Below are 19,986 nucleotides of genomic sequence, written 5' to 3' on the forward strand. Positions count from 1 at the left end.
CGTTCCTCAGGTCCGCATCAGGCAAGCAGAGATTGCTAAACGTCAAGCTTTCGCTCGATCTCCTTGGCGGCCTGCCATAGCGCTTCCATTCTCTCCAGACTAGCCGCCTCCAATGTCTCACCGGATTCTGTGAGCGAGGTTTCGATGTGCCTGAAACGCCGTCTAAACTTTGTATTGGTGCCACGCAGCGCGTTTTCGGAATCGGTTTTGACATGACGGCCAATATTGACGACAGCAAAGATAAGATCACCGAGTTCGTCACTGATACGGCTCGTATCGCCTTCTGCGAGAGCCTGCCTCAGCTCTCCGATTTCCTCTTCGATTTTGTCCAGGATCGGTTCGGCGGCAGACCAGTCGAAGCCAACGCGCGCCGCCTGCTCCTGAAGCTTTAAAGCCTCGGTCAGGGCAGGCTGGCTGCGCTGTATGGAGCCGAGGAAACCCGCTTTGGGATCTTCGCTGATGCCGCGTCGAGCGCGCCGTTCCAAACGCTCGCGCTTCTCAGCGCTTTTGATCTGATCCCATTGTAGTTTGACGGATTCAGGCGTGTCCGCATCCGATACCGCGAAGACATGCGGGTGCCGGCGGATCATTTTGGAGGTAACGGCATGAACCACATCTTCGAACGAAAATGCCCCCATTTCCTGCGCAATGCGGGAGTGAAAGACCACCTGTAGCAGCAGGTCGCCCAGCTCCTCGCAAAGATCGTCCATATCGTCGCGTTCGATCGCGTCCGCCACCTCATATGCTTCCTCGATCGTATAGGGTTTGATCGTCTCGAATGTCTGGACAATATCCCACGGGCAACCTGTTTCAGGATGTCGCAACGCCTCCATGATTTCGATGAGACGGGCGATATCTTTCGAGGCTTCCATGGCGTTGCTTTCCGGGCTGTCAGTTCAAAGGGATGTTGTTGTCGGATTTGCCCGACTGATAGCTGTTGGAAAGACGATTATATACGGCTTTGATCCGCGAAGTCTGCTCCCGCAGCTTTGTTTTTGCCGGTTCGTCCGCTGCTTCTACCAGATCTGCGATAAAGTACGAATTCCAAAACGCATTGCTGCGCCTATAGCCTCCAGGCTCCAAACCGAAGACTTCCTTCAGTATTTTCAGATCGTGCGGGATGGCGAATGCATCGCGGGAATCTTCATGGCTGAAGAAAGAATAGAAATTGTCGAACCCCGCCCAGGTTATCGCCGACATGCACATCGTACAGGGTTCATGGGTGGAAAGGAAAATCAGGTCCTTTGTGGCGGGCTTCTGACCGAGTTCGTAGAAGCGTTTGAGCGTATGCACCTCTCCGTGCCAGAGCGGATTTTCGAGCTCGTTATTGGTTTCGGCAATCACCAGCGAGAAATCCGATTTACGCAGGATTGCGGCTCCGAAGACCTTGTTGCCCAAGGATACACCACGGGTCGTCAAAGGCAGGATATCGTGCTCTATAACGTCGAGGAGGCGAGAGGCTAGAGTTTGCTCTGTCAAGATAATACCCTTGTTCGTTTGTCTGAGGTGTTGGATCGGCGAGAGTCGATGAGCCCGAGAAATATAGAATTTTTATAGAAAATACAGGTCTTTGGATGGTGTTGCCGCTCGGTCGCGCGGTTGCTTTTCCTCAAAAACACGGCTTGCCGGAGAATAATAATCTACGGCATTATAATGAAGGAATTTTCGTGCCTTCAACCTTTTTAATCGATAAGCGATATTGCGCCCATGCTTGAAACACCAGCCTCTCGTAGCGACGAACGCCTGACGACATTTCCGACCTTTTTCAAGGTAGAGGGGAAACACGTCGCCGTGTTCGGCAATGGCGATGAGGCCTACGCGAAAGCACGTCTTCTCTCGAATACGAATGCGCAGATCGTCGCTTTCTCTGACCAGCCGCAGACCGATTACGCTGCATTCCTCGATAAGGAGCAGATTAGGGTTGTGGCCGAACCATTCGACGCCCGTCAGGTCGAGGGTATGACACTAGTTTTCGCAGCGACCGGCGACGACGTCCTGGACCGGGAGATCGTAGATGTGGCGAGGGCGAAGTCCATCCCCGCTAACGCCGTCGATCAGCCCGGCTATTGCGATTTCTATACGCCTGGCCTCGTGTCGCGCGCGCCACTTGCTGTGGCCATTTGCACCGAGGGTGCAGGTCCCGTACTCGGCCAGATCGTCCGTGCGCGCATCGATCAGATGTTGGCGCCGTCCCTTGGTCGTCTGGCTCGTCTGGCGGTCGAATATCGTGACGCGGCAGAACGCAGCATTCCAAAGGGCGCTCTGCGCCGAAATTTCTGGCGCCGCTTTTTCTCCGGTAGCGTGGCGGATGCCGTCGCCCAGAACGACGTCGATGCTGCCCGTCAAGCTGCCGAGAAACTTCTTCTCTCGCCGGAAAGCCCAGAAGGTTACGTGTGGCTGGTGGGTGCAGGTCCCGGCGCAGAAGACCTGCTGACGCTTCGGGCGCAGCGCGTGCTGATGCAGGCGGATGTCATCGTGTATGACGCTCTTGTCCCTCAGGAAATCGTCAATATGGGCCGTCGCGACGCGGAGCGTCTGTCAGTCGGTAAGCGCAAGGGCTGTCATTCCAAGTCCCAGTCGGACATCAATCGTCTTCTCGTGTCGCTTGGGCTGCAGGGCAAGCGTGTGGTTCGGCTGAAGTCGGGCGATCCGCTCGTTTATGGTCGCGCGGCGGAGGAAATGGCGGCGTTGCGCGAAGCCGGTATCGGCTACGAGGTCGTTCCTGGCATAACATCTGCCTTCGCTGCTGCGGCAGATTTCGAATTGCCATTGACGCTGCGTGGCGTTGCGTCCTCGCTGATCTTCACGACTGGTCATGACCTGGCTGGGGATATTTTGCCGGACTGGGCACGTCTTGCCGTGTCGGGTGCCACAATTGCCGTCTACATGGGTCGAAGCGTTGCGGCCTCGGTCGCCAAAAGGCTGATGAGCGCGGGGCTGAGTGAAGAAACCACGGTCGCGGTGATAGAGAATGCGAGCCGCAGCTATCGTCGCCTGATGCATGGCACGCTCAAAGATTTGCCGGACCTCGAGCATCGCGACGAGTTGACGGGTCCGGTCATGGTCATCATTGGCGACGCGGTCGCCGGTGCGAATTTCGAAAGGTCCGAAGCCTTGGCGAAGTCACCGCTCAATGCGCATGTCGGACAGGAGTATGCAAATGGTTGATAAGGTACTGACGGCCAATCGTCTGAGCGATGGCATCGCCGTCTGGCTGGATGCAAATGGCGAATGGAACGAGGACCTGCAATCCTCTCTCGTTGCGCGTCATGCGGAAGCCGTCGCTTCGCTGGAGGAGATCGGAAAGCGCGATTTCTCCGCCAACAAGGTTGTGGACGTCAACATTGTCGACGTAGCGGAGGAAAACGGTCGTCTTTGGCCGACGCGTCTGCGTGAGCGCATTCGCGCAGCGGGCCCCACAATCGAATATGCTACAGGTTACAAGCCTGCCGACGCAGCCTTTATCGCAGTCTGAGGAATATCATGTATCGTTATGACGAGTTCGACCACGCCTTCGTAAAGGGTCGCGTGGAACAGTTTCGTGATCAAGTGGAGCGTCGCCTGTCGGGTGAGCTGGCCGAAGATGCGTTCAAGCCCTTGCGTCTGATGAATGGCGTCTATCTCCAGCTACATGCCTATATGCTACGCGTCGCGATTCCCTACGGAACGCTGAACTCCAAACAGATGCGTATGCTGGCGCATATCGCGCGCAAATACGACCGTGGCTATGGTCACTTCACCACTCGTCAGAACATCCAGTACAACTGGCCGCGTCTGGCGGATACGCCCGCCATTCTGGATGAGCTGGCGAGCGTTGAAATGCATGCACTTCAAACGTCCGGCAACTGCATTCGCAACGTCACCGCCGATCATTTCGCCGGCGCTGCGGCGGACGAGGTCGCCGATCCGCGCCCTTACGCGGAAATCCTGCGCCAATGGTCTTCCGTGCACCCGGAATTCTCGTTCCTGCCGCGCAAGTTCAAAATCGCCGTGACCGGTGCGAAGCGCGATCGCGCCGCCATTCAGGTTCACGACATTGGCCTGCACCTGAAGAAGAACGACAAGGGCGAAATCGGCTTTGCCGTTTATGTCGGCGGCGGGCAGGGCAGAACCCCGATGATCGCCAAGAAGATCCGCGATTTCCTGCCCGAAGAGGATTTGCTGTCCTACACCACTGCAATCATGCGCGTGTACAATCTGCATGGTCGTCGCGACAACAAATATAAGGCCCGTATCAAGATCCTCGTGCATGAGACCGGCGCGGAAGAACTCACGCGCCAGGTGGAGGCGGAGTTTGTTCACCTGAAAAATGGCGAACTGAAACTTCCAGATGGCGATATCGCAGCGATCACCACCTATTTCGCGCCGCCTCAGCTAAGGGACCGCCCGGAAAGCTGGGAGAGCCTCGCCCGCTGGAAGAAGACGGACGCGGATTTCGCCCGCTGGGTCGACCAAAACGTTCAGCCGCACAAGCATCCGGATTATGGGATGGTGACGGTCTCGCTGAAGCCTATTGGCGGCATTCCGGGAGATGCGTCGGACGAACAGATGGACGTGGTCGCTGATATTGCTGCGGAATATGCCTTCGACGAAATCCGCATCAGCCACGAGCAGAACATCATTCTCCCACACGTTGCCCTTGCAGATTTGGAGCCGGTATACCGCGCGCTACAGGGCGCGGGTCTTGCAACAGCGAATGCAGGCCTCATTACGGATATCATTGCCTGTCCCGGTCTGGACTACTGCGCGCTCGCCAATGCGCGCTCCATTCCGGTCTCGCAGGAAATTTCCAGACGTTTCGGTGCAGCTGAGCGTCAGGCGGAAATCGGTGAATTGAAGATCAAGATTTCCGGCTGTATCAACGCCTGTGGTCACCACCATGTTGGCCATATCGGCCTGCTGGGCGTCGAGAAGAAGGGTGCTGAACTTTATCAGATAACCCTTGGTGGTTCCGGCGATGAGAATTCCTCGATCGGCGAAATCATCGGGCGCGGATTTGAACCGGAAAAGGTAACGGATGCGGTCGAGACGATCGTAGACACGTATCTCGGCCTGCGCCTGTCCAAGGAGGAAACTTTCCTGGAGGCCTACCGTCGCGTTGGACCGCAACCTTTCAAGGACGCCCTTTATCCTGCCACCGCAGAAGCCGCTTGAGGAATTTGAAATGACGAAAATCTGGACCGAAAAAGGCTTCGTCGAAAACGACCCTTGGATCACCGAGGGCGAGGGCGTCGAAGCAGGCGAGGGGCAGAACGCGGTCTTGCCACTGGCGACCTTTCTGACGCGGGCGGCAGAGAGCAATGATGTAGGTCTCGGCGTTCTCATAACACCTGCGGATGATGTAACGAAGCTTGCACCCTTCATTGATCGGATCGCGCTTATCGCGGTGAGCTTCCCGGCCTTCAATGACGGCCGCGGCTTCAGCCACGCATCCCTTCTGCGCACACGTCTGAATTACCAGGGTGAGCTGCGCGCCGTTGGCGATGTGCTCATCGACCAGGTACCGCTGATGCTGAGAACGGGCTTCACCACTTTCAGCGTCTCCAACGAAACTGCACTCCGTCGTTTGTCCGAAAACCGGTTACCCGGCATCGATGTCTACTACCAGCCGACGGCAAGATCCTCCGTAGAGGGTGAAACCTATAGCTGGCGAAGGCGTGCGGCAGTATGAACCATTGCGAGGAAATATGAGGTATTGATACATATTTCCACCTGCATAGCTCCAATGACATTCTCATACCTTCAAATGGGGAGGCTGATGGTATATTTCCCCATATCGAGAATGTCTGGTTTTTTGTGAAATGGACGGAAAGAGAATGAACGCTCCAGCCAAAACGGAAGAATTTGCGATCAAGATCCCGGACGGCGTCTATGCCGAGACCGTTCTTTCGGTGGAGCATTACACCGATCACCTTTTTCGCTTCCGCATGACGCGCCCGGCTGGGTTCCGCTTCCGCTCCGGTGAATTTGCCATGATCGGCCTCATGGTCGGCGACAAGCCGATCTACCGCGCCTACTCCATCGCCAGCCCATCCTGGGACGAAGAGCTCGAGTTCTTTTCCATCAAAGTGCCGAACGGTCCGCTGACCTCTCACCTGCAGGCAATCAAGCCAGGTGATACGGTCCTAATGCGCAAGAAGCCGACGGGAACGCTTGTGCTCGACGCGCTCACGCCTGGCAAACGTCTTTACATGTTTTCGACCGGAACGGGTATCGCTCCATTCGCAAGCCTTATTCGCGACCCGGAAACCTATGAAAAGTTCGAGGAAGTCATTCTCACCCATACCTGCCGGGATGTCGCCGAACTGAAATACGGCTTCGATCTTGTGGAGGAAATCAAGAACCACGAGTTCCTGAGCGAGATTGTCGGCAACAAGCTGAAGCACTATGCGACGGTGACACGTGAGGAATATCCCTTCAAGGGCCGCATCACCGACCTGATCGCAAACGGCAAAATGTTCGCCGACCTCGGCGTCCCGCCGCTGAATCCAGCCATTGATCGCGGCATGATCTGTGGCTCATCTGCTATGCTCAAGGACACTAAAGAGCTACTGGAGAAGGCAGGGCTGACCGAAGGTGCCAACAACAAGCCGGCGGAATTCGTCATAGAGCGCGCCTTCGTCGGCTGACGCATTTTGATATCTCAAGAGAAAGGAGGCTAGGTGCCTCCTTTTTTGTTTTCCGTGATGTGTGGCTTACGTTGTCTCAGGCTCATCCTTCGGAACGATATCCCGCCGGAAGAAAATGAAGAGCAATATTGCAATCGCCGCGACACCACCGCCGACCAGATGCGAGAGCGCGAAGCCGCCTTCCGTGGTAAGCCATCCTGCAACACCGTTGCTGAGCGACGCGCCGATACCTTGAACGGTCATCACGCTCGCAAGGCCGACATTGAAGCGCCCGGTACCCTTCAAGATGCGCTCGACCGCAACCGGCGTCGCGATACCAAGAAGGCCGGCACCGATGCCATCCAGAAGCTGAACGGGATAGACCACCCAGAACTGCTCAAAGGATGCCGCCAACAATCCGCGCAAAGGCAAGGCCGCCAGCGCAATCAGGAAAACCGCAGAGAGTCCGAAGCGGCGAATAAGCCAGGGAGCAAGAACTGCCACGAAGATCATGGCGAACTGTGCGACACCGGTGATGATTGCCGTTGTTTTGAAGGGCGAGTTGAGTTCGACTGCGAAATCCTGAGCAATCAGTCGGCCCATCGGCGCATTGCCGAAATGGAAGATCAGCAGAATGATGGCAAGCAGGATGAGCCCGCGCTCATGCCACAATACGCCGAAACCTGAAGGCCCGGGTTCGCCCTCATCATGACCGAGACCGCGTGCCACTTTATGATCAATACGGTTGGGATCGATCGCCGTGATCGCTATCAACGTTCCGATTGCGGTGATGACCATCAGGCCGATGACACCGGAAATGCCGAAGTAAGAGACGGCAACATAGGTGGCAAACAAAGAAGCAAAATTGCCGCCGTGGTTCCAAAACTCGTTGCGCGAGATTTGCTTCGAGAACAACTTTTCGCCGACAAGACCCAGCGTCAGTCCGGCAAGCGCCGGGCCAACCGTTGCGCCAACGACGGCCGTCATGATCTGACCGCCCCAGACAACGGTCTCCGTCGGGAAGATCAAGGTAAGAAGCGCACCCGCGGTAACGAGAATGACTGGCACTGCAATTAGCGTGCGCTTCCATGTCGTGCCATCAACGAGAGCGCCGCAAAGCGGTGTGGCGGCAAGGCCAACCAGACCGCCAACCGTCGCAATGATCCCCAACTGCATGGGGGACCAGCCATTCGTGGCCAGAAACGCATCAAGAAAGGGACCGAGCCCATCGCGTGCATCCGCTAGAAAAAAGTTTAGCACCGCGAGAGCAAATAGAGTGCGATCGCTGATGCCACTCGGCCGTTGAACAGAGCCTCGGCTGGGGGCAGGAGAGGTGATGGATGTCATCTGCGTATTTCCGAATAGGAGTGAAGCGAGCGACAAACGCACGAAAACGTTATTGGTTGCTATAGTCCATAACGATCTAATTTAGGAACTCTATCCACGTCTCGCCGTTGGCGTTCCTCAATAGGGAGCGATCATCATGAAACTAAACACAGCGTGCCTTTTCGCCTTGGCGGCACTTATCTCCACGCCCGCAGTGGCAGATGAAACCACCTTTCTGTCCTCGCTCGGTGGGAACTGGAAAGGCAGCGGCACGGTGACCACGCGGATCGGCTCTCGTCCGGTCAATGTCAACTGCACGTTTCAGGCCACTGCGTCTGGACCATCATTGCAGATGAACGGCACATGCCGTGGTTTTGTTGTCGTGCGCCGAGCAATCTCGGCGGACCTAACCGCGCGGGGCACCCGATATAGCGGAAATTATGTCGGTCCTTCCGGTCGCCCCTCCGCACTCAGCGGCAGCCGAAGAGGCGACAACATCAACCTGACGGTTCGCTGGAACCGTGACATCAACGGCGATCGCGTGGCGGGTATGACCATCAGCAAGCTTGGACGTAATGGCTTGCGATTGAGAACGACAGACAAGGACGGCGCCAATGGACCGACCGTGGTCACCGCGGATATCCGGCTCACCCGCTAAAGGTATCTGGGTCACTGGCTGGAAAGAGAGCTTTACGCTGCCTCGCCGAGATCCGCCACGGTGTTCGTTCTGCTCACATCCTTCGAGGCGGATAGAGCAGCGCAGCGGGCGCTCATAGGCCTGCCGGAAACTTTCGTCAGGCTCAAACCGGACAACCTCGAAGCTCGCCGTCACAGGCGTCTCTGGATCAACGTCTGGGTAAAGGGCTGATAACCCTACCCGCAGGCGTTCAACGCGCTCTAGCATATTTCGCCCGTCGCTGGACGCCATGAATAATACCAACTCCTTGGCACCTATTCTGCCAACCAGGCCATCTGGACTGGCCGCATCCTCGAGACGGCGAGCAAAACGGCGGAGACCTCATCGCCTATCGCATGTCCCAGTCTGTCATAGATGGTCTTAAATCGATCGAGACCGGTCGCAACGATGAAGCCAGCGCTGTCAGTTGCAGTCCGTTGTGCCGCAAGCCGCCCTCCAAAACCCAAGTGATTTAACAGGTTCGACACGTAGTCGCTTTGCGCCTGTCTGAGCAACTCTCCGGCAAGATCCCCCGCCAAGATGAAGAGCGTCAGTATCGCGGTTGCCATCATACCGGTCGGACGTGCCGAGCGACAGGAGGATGATGGAGGACGCCTCGGCTATTTCGCCATTCGGTCTTGGCCGAAAAACAGGCTGACGCAGACTATGCTAAGCGCCGTGGCGATGGGTGAGAATATAGCCGAGTTTTTTAAGTAACAAATATCGACTGCTTCTAGACGGCTCCAAGTCTCGGCCGCAGAGTGGCTCGAGCGCACATTTTGCCACCACGGCTATCACATCATGAATTCGGTTTGGCTAAAACGAATGAAGCCCGGATCGCTCCGGGCTTCATGATCAGTCTTACTCTGCTGCTTCCTGATACTCGCTCATGGGTGGGCAGGTGCATATGAGATTGCGGTCGCCATAGACGTTGTCGATGCGGTTGACCGGCGACCAGTATTTGTCCACGCGGAACGAGCCGGGCGGGAAGCAACCCTTCTCGCGGCTGTAGGGACGATCCCATTCTCCGACGAGGTCCTCCACCGTATGCGGTGCATTCTTCAACGGGTTGTTGAGCTTGTCGGCACGGCCTTCTTCTATGTCGCGAGCCTCCTGGCGGATGGTGAGCATCGCGTCGCAGAAGCGGTCGATCTCGGCCTTAGTCTCGGACTCGGTCGGCTCGATCATAAGTGTGCCAGCGACTGGCCAGCTCATGGTTGGCGCATGGAAGCCGCAATCGATCAAGCGCTTTGCCACGTCATCAACGGTCACGCCGCAGCTGTCGTTGAGCGGGCGCGTGTCGATGATGCATTCATGCGCCACGCGTCCAGCCTCCGACTTGTAAAGGACGTCGTAAGCGCCCTTCAGGCGTGCCGCGATGTAGTTGGCGTTGAGGATCGCGACCTTGGTCGCCTGTGTCAGCCCTTCGCCGCCCATCATCAGGCAGTAGCTCCACGAGATCGGCAGGATCGATGGCGAGCCGAAGGGTGCTGCTGAAACAGCGCCTGAGCGGCCATCGCTTGCCGGATGTCCCGGCAGGTAAGGAGCCAGATGCGCCTTGACGCCGATCGGACCCATGCCGGGACCGCCACCGCCATGCGGAATGCAGAAGGTCTTGTGCAGATTGAGATGGCTGACGTCCGAGCCAATATCGCCTGGACGCGAAAGACCGACCATCGCGTTCATATTGGCGCCGTCCAGATAGACCTGTCCACCATGGGTATGGACGATGTCGCATATCTCGCGAACCGTCTCTTCAAAAACACCGTGGGTCGAAGGATAGGTGATCATGCAGCAGGAGAGGTTTTCCGCGTACTGCTCTGCTTTTGCACGGAAATCACCGATATCGATGTCGCCGTTTTCCTTTACCTTGACCGGGACCACCTTCATGCCGACCATCTGCGCGGAGGCGGGGTTGGTGCCGTGCGCGGATGTCGGGATAATGCAGACGTCGCGATGCGCATCGCCACGAGCGAGGTGATAGTTCCGGATCGTCAGCAGACCTGCATATTCACCCTGCGCGCCCGAATTCGGCTGCATGGAAAAAGCGTCATAACCAGTCACAGCGCAAAGCTTGGCAGACAGATCGTCGATCATTTCCTTGTAGCCCAACGCCTGATCGGCGGGGACGAAAGGATGGATATCGGAAAATTCCGGCCATGTGATCGGCAGCATTTCCGCTGTCGCATTGAGCTTCATGGTGCAAGAACCTAGCGGAATCATCGCGCGGTCCAGAGCCAGATCGCGGTCCGAAAGACGGCGGATATAGCGCGTCATTTCGCTTTCGGCGCGGTTCATGTGGAAGATCGGGTGCGTCATATAAGCGCTTGTACGCAATAGATCTTTTGGCAGTCGATAATCCGGATCGAAGTCGGAAATCGAGAAGCTGCCGCCAAAGGCGCGCCAGACGGCCTCAAGCGTTGCTGGGCGTGTGCGCTCGTCAAGGCTCATGCCAATCTTGGTGGAGCCGACCTTGCGAAGGTTGACGCCTTCGGCAACAGCTGCACGCAGGATAAGCGCCTGCATGTGGCCGACATCGACGGTGATCGTATCGAAGAAGGTTTCCGGCTCGACCTTGTAGCCAAGCTTCTCCAGACCCTTCGCCATCAGCACCGCCTTCTGGTGGGTTTGCTGAGCGATAGCCTTGATGCCCTGTGGGCCATGGAAGACGCCATACATGGACGCCATGACCGCCAGCAGCACCTGCGCGGTGCAGATGTTGGAGGTAGCCTTCTCGCGGCGAATATGCTGCTCGCGGGTCTGCAGCGAAAGACGATACGCACGATTGCCACGTGCATCGACAGACACGCCGACGAGACGGCCCGGCATGGAGCGCTTATGCGCATCCTTGACCGACATGAAGGCCGCGTGCGGACCGCCGTAACCGACAGGAACGCCGAAACGCTGAGAGGAGCCGATGGCGATATCTGCGCCCATTTCACCGGGAGACTTGAGGAGCGTCAGTGCCAGGAGATCGCAGGCGACTGCCGCGATCGCGCCGGTCTGATGCAGACGCGAAATGAGGCCGGAGAAATCGCTGACATGGCCATGCGTGCCGGGGTATTGAAAGATCGCGCCGAAGACATCGACCGGATCGAGATCGGTGAAGGGGTTGCCGATGACGACTTTCCAGCCAAGCGGTGCTGCGCGTGTCTCGATCAGTGCGATGGTCTGCGGGTGGCAATTTGCGTCCACGAAGAAGGCGTTCGCCTTGGACTTCGCCACGCGCTGGCACATGGACATGGCTTCGGCAGCAGCGGTCGCCTCATCGAGAAGCGAAGCATTGGCAACATCGAGGCCGGTCAGGTCGCAGATCATCGTCTGGAAGTTCAGCAGCGCTTCAAGACGGCCTTGTGAGATTTCCGGCTGGTAGGGCGTGTAGGCGGTGTACCAGGCCGGATTTTCAAGAATATTGCGCTGGATGACCGGCGGCGTGATGGTGCCGTAATAGCCCTGGCCGATCAGTGATGTCAGCACCTTGTTCTTGTTGGCCGTCTCGCGAAGGCGGTCGAGCGCCTCGCGTTCGGTCAGTGCTGCACCCCAGGCAAGCGGTTCCTTCTGGCGGATTGAGGAGGGTACTGTCGCATCGATCAGGGCATCGAGGCTCTTATAGCCGATGACCTTCAGCATCTCCTCCATTTCCGCCGGCGACGGGCCGATATGACGACGATTGGCGAAGTCATAGGGCTGGTAGTCGGTGAAATGAAATTCGGTGGGCGTGTTCATTACGCTACCAGCTCCTTATAGGCGGCTTCATCCAGCAGCGCATCGGCGTCGGCGGTGTTGGCAAGCTTCAGCTTGAAGAACCAACCGGCGCCCTGCGGGTCGGAATTGACCAGCGACGGATCATCGACGATGGCCTGATTGATCTCGACGATCTCGCCATCCAGCGGACAATAGACATCCGACGCAGCTTTGACGCTTTCGACGGTGGCGGCTTCGCCATTCTTGGAAAACGTGGCGCCGACTTCCGGCAATTCAACGAAGACCAGATCGCCGAGTTGTTCTGCGGCGTGGGTGGTGATGCCGACGGTGGCGACATCGCCTTCGATCTTCAGCCACTCGTGTTCCTGGGTAAATTTCAGCATGGGTTTCTCCGCAGATTAGCGCTTGTAGGTGGGCGTGATGAAGGGCAGGGCGGCAACAGTAACGGGCAGGTACTTGCCGCGAACCTCGGCGAAGATCGCCGTGCCGGGTGTTGTGTAGTCGGTGGGCACATAGCCCATGGCAACCGGACCTTCCACGGTCGGTCCGAAGCCGCCGGAGGTAACCTCGCCGATTTCGTTTCTGCCCTCGGCATCGGCAAAAAGCTTGGAATGTCCACGCACCGGCGCTTTACCTTCGGGCTTCAGGCCGACGCGACGCCGGCTGGTGCAGTTACCGAGTTCGCCAAGAATACGATCCGCACCCGGAAAGCCGCCTTCGCGGTCGCCGCCTGTACGGCGCGCTTTCTGGATCGCCCATTCCAGCGATGCTTCGATCGGAGATGTCGTAGTGTCGATGTCGTTACCATAGAGGCACAGACCGGCTTCCAGCCGCAGGCTGTCGCGTGCGCCAAGACCGATGGCTTCGCAATCGGGATGCTCCAGCAGGGACTTGGCGATCTCTTCGGCCTTGTCGGCAGGAATTGAAATTTCAAAACCGTCCTCGCCTGAGTAACCGGAGCGCGAGACGATGCAGGGCACATCTTGCAGAGGGATCTCGCGCACGTCCATGAATTTCATGCCCGAAACACCAGCCCAAAGCTCGGCAAGAACCGCTTCCGCACGAGGCCCCTGCAGCGCGATCAAGGCGCGGTCCTCAAGCAGTGTCACGTCGCAACTGTCGGAGAGATGCGCCTTCATATGCGCAAGGTCTGCATCTTTGCAGGCAGCATTGACGACGACGAAAAGATGATCGCCGAGGTTGGTAATCATCAGGTCGTCAAGGATGCAGCCATTCTGATCGGTGAAAAAGCCGTAGCGCTGGCGACCAGGCTTGAGGCTTAGAATATCGACCGGCACCAGCTTTTCCAAAGCGAGTGCAGCGTCTTCGACCTTGCCGGACTTCGCCTTAACAATGACTTGGCCCATATGGGAGACATCGAAAAGACCGGCCGAGGCGCGGGTGTGAAGATGCTCCTTCAAAACGCCTGCAGGATATTGCACGGGCATGTCATAGCCCGCGAAAGGCACCATGCGCGCGCCAAGTGACAGATGCAGGGAATGAAGCGGGGTGACTTTTAACTCGGCTGTATCGGCCAAGGACGCCTCCAGGGTAGCGCATTCGCGCGGGCTCATGTTCGTGACACTCTGCGAGCGTCGGGTTCAAGAGCCCCCTCTGTCCTTGTCGCCTGAGATTGTTATCCCTTCGGCGAGCCTGCCCTTCAGTTACAAGGAGGCTTCTCTCCAGAGTTCCGTTCGACCGTTGGTCCTTTTGCCTGAGAGTTTCCGGGGCGGTTGCTCCTTCGGCTCCGCATTGAAGCGGTTTCTCCCAACGGTATGGACGCTCATTATCTGTGAAGCTTTCGGATTGGCAAGAACCAAATGACGCAAGTGAACAGTTTTTTGTTCAACCTGCGTCATGTCGTTGCAAGCAGAGGGAATGAACTGGCGTGGCGCGCGGCCAAATTCTAGCTATCTTTCTTCTCGGGAAGCTTCTTGCGTTTTGTAGATGCCATATCTTCAAGTTCTTTCTCTGTCATGGACTTAGCCATGTCTTTTGAAGCGCCTTGTAAACGCGATTTCGGCATGTCGCCACGCTTTGCAGCAAGCGCTGCCCCTGCAGCTTTCTGTTGGGCTTTTGACTTTGCGGGCACTGTTTCGTCTCCTCCTTGACCAGTTAATGATTGAAGGTCAACGTCACGCCTGTTCAGGCGTTCCCTGATACGAACGGTCGCACTTTGTTTTTCCACGAAACCGGGCTATCGGAATGGTCATGGTGATTTTTGGAAAAGACGGGGCAATCGGCATAGAGCGGACAGCGCGCATCTTGTGCGCCATGCTGATGCTATCGCTTGGCTTTGGACATAAACCAATCCTTGCTGCCCCGGTTGCTGCCTTCGATGAGGCCTATAGGCTTCCTGACGGCAGCTTTGCCGAAATTTGCTCCGAGCATCTTGCTCAAACTCAATTGCCGCATGGCAAGCACAGCCGTGATGCCATCCTTTTCTGCGAAGCATGCCTGCTCGCATCCTCGATTCTTCTGCCGACACCTGTGGCGGAACAAGGGATGGGTACTGACCTGGCATCGATAGAAAATACGCTTCGGCAGTACCACACCATCATAACACCCTCGGCGCCGCGGACCAATCGCGCCCGCGATCCCCCAAAGTCTTTTGTTTGATCCCACTCACCACCAAAGCCGCGTAGCGGCACTTTTCTGACTGACTGCCTGTAATGCAGCAGCCTCAAGGATCAAAAGATGACAGTCTTCAAACGCGCCACATATATCGTCATTGCCGCGGCCCTCTCGTCCACTTCCGCTCTCGCCCATACAAGCTTCGTCAATGGAACCGCAGAACAGGATAGCACCATTGTCGCAGCACTTCAGGTGCCACATGGCTGCGCCGGCGGCCTTGCCACCACCGAAGTTCAAATCGTTCTGCCTGAAGGCTTTATTTCGGCCAAGCCGCAGCCCAAGGCGGGCTGGGAACTGGAAGTGATCAAGGGCGATTACCAGAAGACCTACAAGAATCACGGCAATGATGTGAAAAGTGGTCCGGTGGAAATTCGCTGGAAGGGTGGCAGCTTGCCGGACGATTTCTATGACACCTTCAACATTCAGGGCAAGATCGCGGATGTTGAGCCGGGCACGGCGCTGCCTTTCAAGGTCAAGCAACTTTGCGGCGACAAGGGCACAGCCAACTGGGATCAGATTGCCGTAAAAGGCCAAGACCCACACTCGCTCAGTAACCCTGCCCCGTTGATCCGCATCACCGCAAAGCAGAAGTCGGAGGGTGAGTCTCATGCACACCACGATCACGCCGCTATGGCAGCGACCGGTGTTGCAGACGCCGTCATCAAGGCGGGCGATCTCGAGCTGTCGGCAGCCTCCACCAAGGCAATGCTGCCGGGTCAGCCGGTCGGCGGTGGCTTCGTCACCATCAAGAACACTGGCGCCTCAGACGACAAACTCGTTTCAGTTTCATCGCCCTTGGCTGGCCGCGCTGAAATCCACGAAATGGCAATGGTCAATGACGTGATGAAAATGCGCAAGCTGAATGATGGGATCGCTATTCCGGCAGGTCAGACCGTGGAGTTGAAGCCGGGAGGGCTGCATTTCATGTTCTTTAACGTCTCGAAGCCGTTTGCAGAAGGTGACAAGGTCCCGGTCACGCTTGCTTTCGAAAAGGCCGGAGAGGTGACAATCGAGCTTCCAGTCGGCCCGGCCAATCCGGGCGAGGCGAAGCACAATCATAACTGAACTTGAAAAAAATGCCGTCGGGATGCGTCTGCACCTCGACGGCCGTCGGCGTATTTTCTCACTTACTTCGTGACAGTGAGCTTCGCCTGCATTCCCGCTTCGTAGTGTCCTTTGATATTGCAGAAGAGCAGGTAGGTTCCAGGGACCAGTTTGGCCTTCAACTGACCATCCGCGCCCGGCTTCAAATCTGCGACTTCTCCGAGGCTCTTCAGCTTCTTTTCATCGACGCGATGTTTGGCCGTGTTGAGCGGGATCGCTTCGTCTGGAGACTTCAGCTTCACAAGAACCATCTCATGCTCTTCTGAGACGGCGTCATTATGCACCATGAACACCGCCTCACCAGCTTTGACCGTCGGCTTGTCGAGGGTGAGCGTCATCGGCTGCCCGCCTTCTCCGCCTTCATGAACCATGATCGTGGTTGCGGCAAATGCCGGGACGGAAAGGGTGAACGTTGCAAGCGCGGCCAGCGTCAGTTTAGCAAGAGTCTTCATGATGTACCTCTGTTTCGGTCTTTGCGAAAAACAGCCTGGACATTTCAGCTGACACTAAACTGAACATGGCGGCGGTAGCACAGAGATTAATCCGGTGGATCCTGATTCTCTTCATAGGCGTGCAGGGCCTGCTCGAACGTCGTCTGTGGATTTTGACGGGTGGATGTAAAGAGAGAAAGGGAAGGGGCAGCGGCAGCGAGATTGATCAGCGGATGCGGTGAAGCATCAGGCTCCGACTGGCGGCGCAACTCTTCGGCAGCCTTCTCAATTTCCTTTTTTCTCGGCGGACGTTGCGCCAAGCGCACGCTTTCAGACGCATACGCCGCTATATTCGCGGAAACCGACCAAAGCTGAGACATTGTCTGCCCTCAATAATAAGAAGAGACAAAACTAGCAGCGCGAAATTTACTCGGCCCTAAATCTAATAGTTGAATTTGCTGCGTATTTTAATCATTGGCGACATCAGGCATCGCAGCGTATTTCTAAATCCATCAACTTGTCTTAGGGTCAAAATACACATCCATAGAATTGAAACGGCTCTCATGTTAAACATTCTGCTCGTGGCAGTCGGCGGCGCAATTGGTTCAGTCGCACGCTATCTTGTCGGCCTGGGTGCGACGCGTCTTGCGGGACCGAACTTTCCCTTTGGCACATTGACCGTCAATATCGCAGGCGCATTTGCGATCGGTCTTCTCGTGGAAATGATCGCCCGACGTTTCGATGCCTCCGCAGAGATGCGGGTCTTCATCGTCACCGGCATCCTTGGTGGCTTTACCACCTGGTCATCGTTTACCCTGGATACGATGGTGCTGTTCGAGCGGGGCGAAATAGGCCTTTCGGCCCTATATCTTCTGGCAAGTCTACTGGTTTCGTTTGCTGCGGTCTTTGCCGGGCTGGCCTTGGGCCGCGCTTTGTTTTAAAGGCAAGGCAAAGGCCGCACACCAACGAGGCGGCAGATCAGAAAAGAAAGACTGGAATTGCCATGGCAGGTATCGAGCACATCAAGGTTGAGGCCGACGAGGCCGGAATGCGTCTCGACCGCTGGTTCAAGATCCATTATCCGGGCCTCGGATTCGGCCAGCTGCAAAAGCTGATGAGATCGGGCCAGGTTCGCGTCGATGGTGGCCGCGTCAAAACCGATGCCCGCGTTCAACCCGGCCAAATGGTCCGCGTGCCACCACTTGATGTCGATGCCAAGGTCAAGAGCGGCCCGATCGGCTCCAAGGATTTAAAGCATTCGGAGGACGGCGATCTTCTCAAGCGCATGTTGCTGCACGAGGACGACAAGGTCTTCGTCTTCAACAAGCCTGCCGGCATTGCCGTGCAGGGCGGATCGGGTGTAAACCGCCATATCGATGGCCTTCTCGAAGCCTGGACGAACCAGAAGGGCGAAAAGCCGCGTCTTGTCCACCGTCTGGACCGCGATACATCTGGGGTCCTCGTCGTCGCCCGTACCCGTGGCGCGGCACAGAAGCTGACTGCAGCATTTCGCGAACGCGATACGAAGAAGACCTACTGGTCGCTGGTCAAAGGCGTTCCGCGCAAACACCAGGACAAGATTTCGAGCTGGCTGGTCAAGGAGCAGACACCGGATGGAGATCGTATGCGCATTGCCAAGCACGGCGAAGAAGGCGCCGACCACGCGATCTCCTATTACAGGGTAATCGATACCGCGGCGCAAAACCTAGCCTGGCTGGAGATGGAGCCTTATACCGGCCGCACCCATCAGTTGCGCGTACACGCGCTACACATGGGCCATCCCATCATTGGCGATCCGAAATACTACATCGACGACCCGAACTGGGATTTTCCCGGCGGCATCCAGAAGCGCCTGCACCTGCACGCACGCCACATCGATATTCCCCATCCGTCCGGGGGTCGTCTCCGCGTCAGCGCACCTCTTCCGCCGCATATGGTGCAGACGTGGAATCTCCTCGGCCTCGATGTTGCCGATGGTGACAGGGACGATCAATGAAGCTCGTTCTTTTCGATTGCGACGGGACGCTGGTCGATAGCGTCGGCCTCATCCATGAGGTTATGGCGCGCACCTTTTTGCATTTCGGTTATCCGCGTCCTGAGGTGTCTCTGACGAAATCGATTATTGGGCTGACGCTCGATATCGCCATCGCCCGAATGCAGGGAAAGATGCATGTGGATGATGAGGCAACGGCGATGACCGCTCATTATAAGGCGATTTTTGCCGAAACACGCGCAGAGCCTGGTTTTCAGGAGCCCTTGTTCGACGGCATTGCGCCGATGATCGCAAAGCTTGCCGAGCGCGAAGAACTGTTGATGGGCGCCGTGACAGGTAAATCTCGCCGTGGCCTCAACCTGATAATGGACACACACGGCTTTCGTGAGCACTTCATTGTTTCCCGCACAGCGGATGATTGCCCCTCGAAACCGCATCCGGCCATGGTGAGCGAATGCTGCCACGAAACCGGCATGGTTGCGGCCGATACGATTGTGATAGGCGATGCGATCTACGATATGCAGATGGCAAAGGCCGCCGGTGCCAAGGCAATCGGCGTCGCTTGGGGCTATGCCTCCGTCGATGCGCTCTGGGCTGCTGGCGCTGATGCGATCGTCAACCATCCAAGCGAAATTCCCGGTCACATACCGAGCTGACGAGGACCAAATATGCGTGACTTGCTGAACGATCTTTCGGAGGGCTTGAGCCATCCAGACCCGATCCGCCGGGCGCAAATCCAGATGCAGAAGCCGCTTCCCAAGCGTTTTTATAAGGAGGTGACTGTGGAGGAGGCGGAGGAGGGCGCCTTCACGATCCGTCTCGATGGCAAGGTGCTGCGTACCCCTGCAAAACACCCGCTCTATGTTCCGACCAGAGCGCTTGCGGTCTTGATGCGCGATGAGTGGGACGCGCAGGCCGAGGTGATCGACCCCTCCACTATGCCGATTTCCCGCCATGTGAATACGGCGATCGATGGCGTAGCGAACGACCCCCAGGCGGTCTTTGAAGATATTCTGCGCTTTTCCTCCAGCGATCTGCTCTGCTACCGGGCAGGCGAACCGGAAGCGCTGGTCGAGCGCCAGACGGAGCAATGGGACCCCGTGATCGACTGGGCAGCAAATTCGCTTGGTGCGCGCTTTATCCTGATAGAAGGCGTCATGCACCAAGAGCAGCCCCGAGAAGCGGTGGCCGCTTTTGCCGTCACACTGCGCAAATATGATACCCCGATCGAGCTTGCAGCTCTCCACACGATGACGACACTCACGGGATCTGCAATACTCGCATTGGCGCTTGCCGAAGGCGAGAAAAGCCTTGAGGAAGTTTGGGCCCTGGCGCATCTCGATGAAGACTGGACTGCGGAGCAGTGGGGAGAAGACGAGGAAGCCCAACAGCGTCGTGCTGTGCGCTTCACCGACATGCGTGCCGCGGCCCGCGTTCTTGCTGCAGCGCGGTGAAGATCACACGAGCGACTTAGAGCATTTTTAACCACGATGCACGAAGATGCACCCT

General features: G+C 57.0%; 22 protein-coding genes and 1 riboswitch. Of the genes, 12 read left to right on the top strand and 10 right to left on the bottom strand.

Annotated elements, in window-relative coordinates; translation table 11 throughout:
• Window positions 1–35: 35 nt before the first annotated feature.
• Window positions 36–872, bottom strand: coding sequence for a nucleoside triphosphate pyrophosphohydrolase (mazG, locus tag ACQZ5M_RS00475; RefSeq protein WP_296016396.1), 837 nt, complete (start codon window positions 870–872; stop codon window positions 36–38).
• Window positions 873–891: 19 nt separating this feature from the next.
• Window positions 892–1,479 carry a nucleoside deaminase gene (locus ACQZ5M_RS00480; RefSeq protein WP_296036594.1) on the bottom strand — a complete coding sequence of 196 codons (588 nt, stop codon included), beginning with the start codon at window positions 1,477–1,479 and terminating at the stop codon, window positions 892–894.
• A 228-nt stretch (window positions 1,480–1,707) separates the two neighbouring features.
• Between ACQZ5M_RS00480 and cysG the strand changes: the two genes are divergently transcribed.
• The 5 genes from cysG to ACQZ5M_RS00505 all read left to right on the top strand — a co-directional run bounded on the left by cysG (window position 1,708) and on the right by ACQZ5M_RS00505 (window position 6,629).
• On the top strand, window positions 1,708–3,168 hold the full coding sequence (cysG, locus tag ACQZ5M_RS00485; protein WP_449078830.1) for a siroheme synthase CysG: 1,461 nt from the start codon (window positions 1,708–1,710) through the stop codon (window positions 3,166–3,168).
• Entirely contained in the window at window positions 3,161–3,475 is a 315-nt protein-coding gene (locus tag ACQZ5M_RS00490) for a DUF2849 domain-containing protein (RefSeq protein WP_296016390.1), read from the top strand. Before cysG ends, ACQZ5M_RS00490 begins: the two co-directional genes overlap by 8 nt.
• An 8-nt stretch (window positions 3,476–3,483) precedes the next feature.
• A complete protein-coding gene (locus tag ACQZ5M_RS00495; protein WP_449078831.1) occupies window positions 3,484–5,154 on the top strand; it encodes a nitrite/sulfite reductase in 1,671 nt (556 codons plus the stop codon).
• 10 nt (window positions 5,155–5,164) lie between these two features.
• Window positions 5,165–5,671: a DUF934 domain-containing protein gene (locus ACQZ5M_RS00500; RefSeq protein WP_449078832.1), complete on the top strand. Its 507-nt coding sequence runs from the start codon at window positions 5,165–5,167 to the stop codon at window positions 5,669–5,671.
• Window positions 5,672–5,816: 145 nt separating this feature from the next.
• A complete protein-coding gene (locus ACQZ5M_RS00505) occupies window positions 5,817–6,629 on the top strand; it encodes a ferredoxin--NADP reductase (protein WP_449078833.1) in 813 nt (270 codons plus the stop codon).
• A gap of 66 nt (window positions 6,630–6,695) precedes the next feature.
• On the opposite strand, the gene ACQZ5M_RS00510 is transcribed toward ACQZ5M_RS00505, so the two are convergent.
• The gene (locus ACQZ5M_RS00510; protein WP_449078834.1) at window positions 6,696–7,955 is read right to left on the bottom strand and encodes an MFS transporter; all 1,260 of its coding nucleotides are present in this window, start codon (window positions 7,953–7,955) and stop codon (window positions 6,696–6,698) included.
• A 136-nt stretch (window positions 7,956–8,091) separates the two neighbouring features.
• On the opposite strand from ACQZ5M_RS00510, the gene ACQZ5M_RS00515 reads away from it, so the two are divergent.
• Window positions 8,092–8,592, top strand: a complete 501-nt coding sequence (locus ACQZ5M_RS00515) for a hypothetical protein (protein WP_296077149.1) — start codon at window positions 8,092–8,094, stop codon at window positions 8,590–8,592.
• Between the two features lie 293 nt (window positions 8,593–8,885).
• Here ACQZ5M_RS00515 and ACQZ5M_RS00520 read toward each other — a convergent pair whose 3' ends face one another.
• The 5 genes from ACQZ5M_RS00520 to ACQZ5M_RS00540 form a co-directional block, all read right to left on the bottom strand.
• The gene (locus ACQZ5M_RS00520) at window positions 8,886–9,179 is read right to left on the bottom strand and encodes a diguanylate cyclase domain-containing protein (RefSeq protein WP_449078835.1); all 294 of its coding nucleotides are present in this window, start codon (window positions 9,177–9,179) and stop codon (window positions 8,886–8,888) included.
• Window positions 9,180–9,471: 292 nt separating this feature from the next.
• Entirely contained in the window at window positions 9,472–12,336 is a 2,865-nt protein-coding gene (gene gcvP, locus ACQZ5M_RS00525) for an aminomethyl-transferring glycine dehydrogenase (RefSeq protein WP_449078836.1), read from the bottom strand.
• Window positions 12,336–12,698 (bottom strand): glycine cleavage system protein GcvH, encoded by a 363-nt coding sequence (gcvH, locus tag ACQZ5M_RS00530; protein ID WP_296016373.1) that lies wholly within the window; start codon window positions 12,696–12,698, stop codon window positions 12,336–12,338. Before gcvH ends, gcvP begins: the two co-directional genes overlap by 1 nt.
• Before the next feature lie 15 nt (window positions 12,699–12,713).
• A complete protein-coding gene (gene gcvT, locus ACQZ5M_RS00535) occupies window positions 12,714–13,853 on the bottom strand; it encodes a glycine cleavage system aminomethyltransferase GcvT (RefSeq protein ID WP_296075816.1) in 1,140 nt (379 codons plus the stop codon).
• 154 nt (window positions 13,854–14,007) lie between these two features.
• A riboswitch (glycine riboswitch) is annotated at window positions 14,008–14,095 on the bottom strand.
• 126 nt (window positions 14,096–14,221) lie between these two features.
• Window positions 14,222–14,407 (bottom strand): DUF3008 family protein, encoded by a 186-nt coding sequence (locus tag ACQZ5M_RS00540; RefSeq protein ID WP_296036576.1) that lies wholly within the window; start codon window positions 14,405–14,407, stop codon window positions 14,222–14,224.
• A 119-nt stretch (window positions 14,408–14,526) separates the two neighbouring features.
• Here ACQZ5M_RS00540 and ACQZ5M_RS00545 point away from each other — a divergent pair, with 119 nt between their 5' ends.
• Together ACQZ5M_RS00545 and ACQZ5M_RS00550 are read left to right on the top strand one after the other, a co-directional pair.
• Entirely contained in the window at window positions 14,527–14,934 is a 408-nt protein-coding gene (locus tag ACQZ5M_RS00545) for a hypothetical protein (RefSeq protein ID WP_296075814.1), read from the top strand.
• Between the two features lie 78 nt (window positions 14,935–15,012).
• Window positions 15,013–16,014, top strand: a complete 1,002-nt coding sequence (locus ACQZ5M_RS00550; RefSeq protein ID WP_296075811.1) for a copper chaperone PCu(A)C — start codon at window positions 15,013–15,015, stop codon at window positions 16,012–16,014.
• Window positions 16,015–16,076: 62 nt separating this feature from the next.
• Here ACQZ5M_RS00550 and ACQZ5M_RS00555 read toward each other — a convergent pair whose 3' ends face one another.
• Entirely contained in the window at window positions 16,077–16,505 is a 429-nt protein-coding gene (locus tag ACQZ5M_RS00555; RefSeq protein ID WP_296075808.1) for a plastocyanin/azurin family copper-binding protein, read from the bottom strand.
• Between the two features lie 86 nt (window positions 16,506–16,591).
• Window positions 16,592–16,864: a hypothetical protein gene (locus ACQZ5M_RS00560; protein ID WP_296075806.1), complete on the bottom strand. Its 273-nt coding sequence runs from the start codon at window positions 16,862–16,864 to the stop codon at window positions 16,592–16,594.
• Between the two features lie 183 nt (window positions 16,865–17,047).
• On the opposite strand from ACQZ5M_RS00560, the gene crcB reads away from it, so the two are divergent.
• The 4 genes from crcB to ACQZ5M_RS00580 all read left to right on the top strand — a co-directional run bounded on the left by crcB (window position 17,048) and on the right by ACQZ5M_RS00580 (window position 19,931).
• The gene (crcB, locus tag ACQZ5M_RS00565; protein WP_296075804.1) at window positions 17,048–17,425 is read left to right on the top strand and encodes a fluoride efflux transporter CrcB; all 378 of its coding nucleotides are present in this window, start codon (window positions 17,048–17,050) and stop codon (window positions 17,423–17,425) included.
• Between the two features lie 62 nt (window positions 17,426–17,487).
• Window positions 17,488–18,480 (top strand): RluA family pseudouridine synthase, encoded by a 993-nt coding sequence (locus ACQZ5M_RS00570; RefSeq protein ID WP_296075801.1) that lies wholly within the window; start codon window positions 17,488–17,490, stop codon window positions 18,478–18,480.
• Window positions 18,477–19,133, top strand: coding sequence for an HAD-IA family hydrolase (locus ACQZ5M_RS00575; protein ID WP_296085983.1), 657 nt, complete (start codon window positions 18,477–18,479; stop codon window positions 19,131–19,133). The genes ACQZ5M_RS00570 and ACQZ5M_RS00575 overlap by 4 nt, the downstream gene beginning before the upstream one ends.
• Before the next feature lie 12 nt (window positions 19,134–19,145).
• Window positions 19,146–19,931, top strand: a complete 786-nt coding sequence (locus ACQZ5M_RS00580) for an ATP12 family chaperone protein (protein WP_296075795.1) — start codon at window positions 19,146–19,148, stop codon at window positions 19,929–19,931.
• Window positions 19,932–19,986 lie beyond the last annotated feature (55 nt).

The organism is Rhizobium sp. 22-785-1 (assembly GCF_053521965.1).

Coding starts and splice junctions, on each gene's coding strand:
- ACQZ5M_RS00555 (WP_296075808.1), bottom strand. CDS start 16,505: ATGAAGACTCTTGCTAAACTGACGCTGGCCGCGCTTGCAACGTTCACC.
- crcB (WP_296075804.1), top strand. CDS start 17,048: ATGTTAAACATTCTGCTCGTGGCAGTCGGCGGCGCAATTGGTTCAGTC.
- gcvH (WP_296016373.1), bottom strand. CDS start 12,698: ATGCTGAAATTTACCCAGGAACACGAGTGGCTGAAGATCGAAGGCGAT.
- ACQZ5M_RS00495 (WP_449078831.1), top strand. CDS start 3,484: ATGTATCGTTATGACGAGTTCGACCACGCCTTCGTAAAGGGTCGCGTG.
- ACQZ5M_RS00490 (WP_296016390.1), top strand. CDS start 3,161: ATGGTTGATAAGGTACTGACGGCCAATCGTCTGAGCGATGGCATCGCC.
- mazG (WP_296016396.1), bottom strand. CDS start 872: ATGGAAGCCTCGAAAGATATCGCCCGTCTCATCGAAATCATGGAGGCG.
- ACQZ5M_RS00550 (WP_296075811.1), top strand. CDS start 15,013: ATGACAGTCTTCAAACGCGCCACATATATCGTCATTGCCGCGGCCCTC.
- ACQZ5M_RS00510 (WP_449078834.1), bottom strand. CDS start 7,955: ATGACATCCATCACCTCTCCTGCCCCCAGCCGAGGCTCTGTTCAACGG.
- ACQZ5M_RS00505 (WP_449078833.1), top strand. CDS start 5,817: ATGAACGCTCCAGCCAAAACGGAAGAATTTGCGATCAAGATCCCGGAC.
- ACQZ5M_RS00570 (WP_296075801.1), top strand. CDS start 17,488: ATGGCAGGTATCGAGCACATCAAGGTTGAGGCCGACGAGGCCGGAATG.
- ACQZ5M_RS00575 (WP_296085983.1), top strand. CDS start 18,477: ATGAAGCTCGTTCTTTTCGATTGCGACGGGACGCTGGTCGATAGCGTC.
- gcvP (WP_449078836.1), bottom strand. CDS start 12,336: ATGAACACGCCCACCGAATTTCATTTCACCGACTACCAGCCCTATGAC.
- cysG (WP_449078830.1), top strand. CDS start 1,708: ATGCTTGAAACACCAGCCTCTCGTAGCGACGAACGCCTGACGACATTT.
- ACQZ5M_RS00500 (WP_449078832.1), top strand. CDS start 5,165: ATGACGAAAATCTGGACCGAAAAAGGCTTCGTCGAAAACGACCCTTGG.
- ACQZ5M_RS00520 (WP_449078835.1), bottom strand. CDS start 9,179: ATGGCAACCGCGATACTGACGCTCTTCATCTTGGCGGGGGATCTTGCC.
- ACQZ5M_RS00580 (WP_296075795.1), top strand. CDS start 19,146: ATGCGTGACTTGCTGAACGATCTTTCGGAGGGCTTGAGCCATCCAGAC.
- ACQZ5M_RS00560 (WP_296075806.1), bottom strand. CDS start 16,864: ATGTCTCAGCTTTGGTCGGTTTCCGCGAATATAGCGGCGTATGCGTCT.
- ACQZ5M_RS00545 (WP_296075814.1), top strand. CDS start 14,527: ATGGTGATTTTTGGAAAAGACGGGGCAATCGGCATAGAGCGGACAGCG.
- ACQZ5M_RS00515 (WP_296077149.1), top strand. CDS start 8,092: ATGAAACTAAACACAGCGTGCCTTTTCGCCTTGGCGGCACTTATCTCC.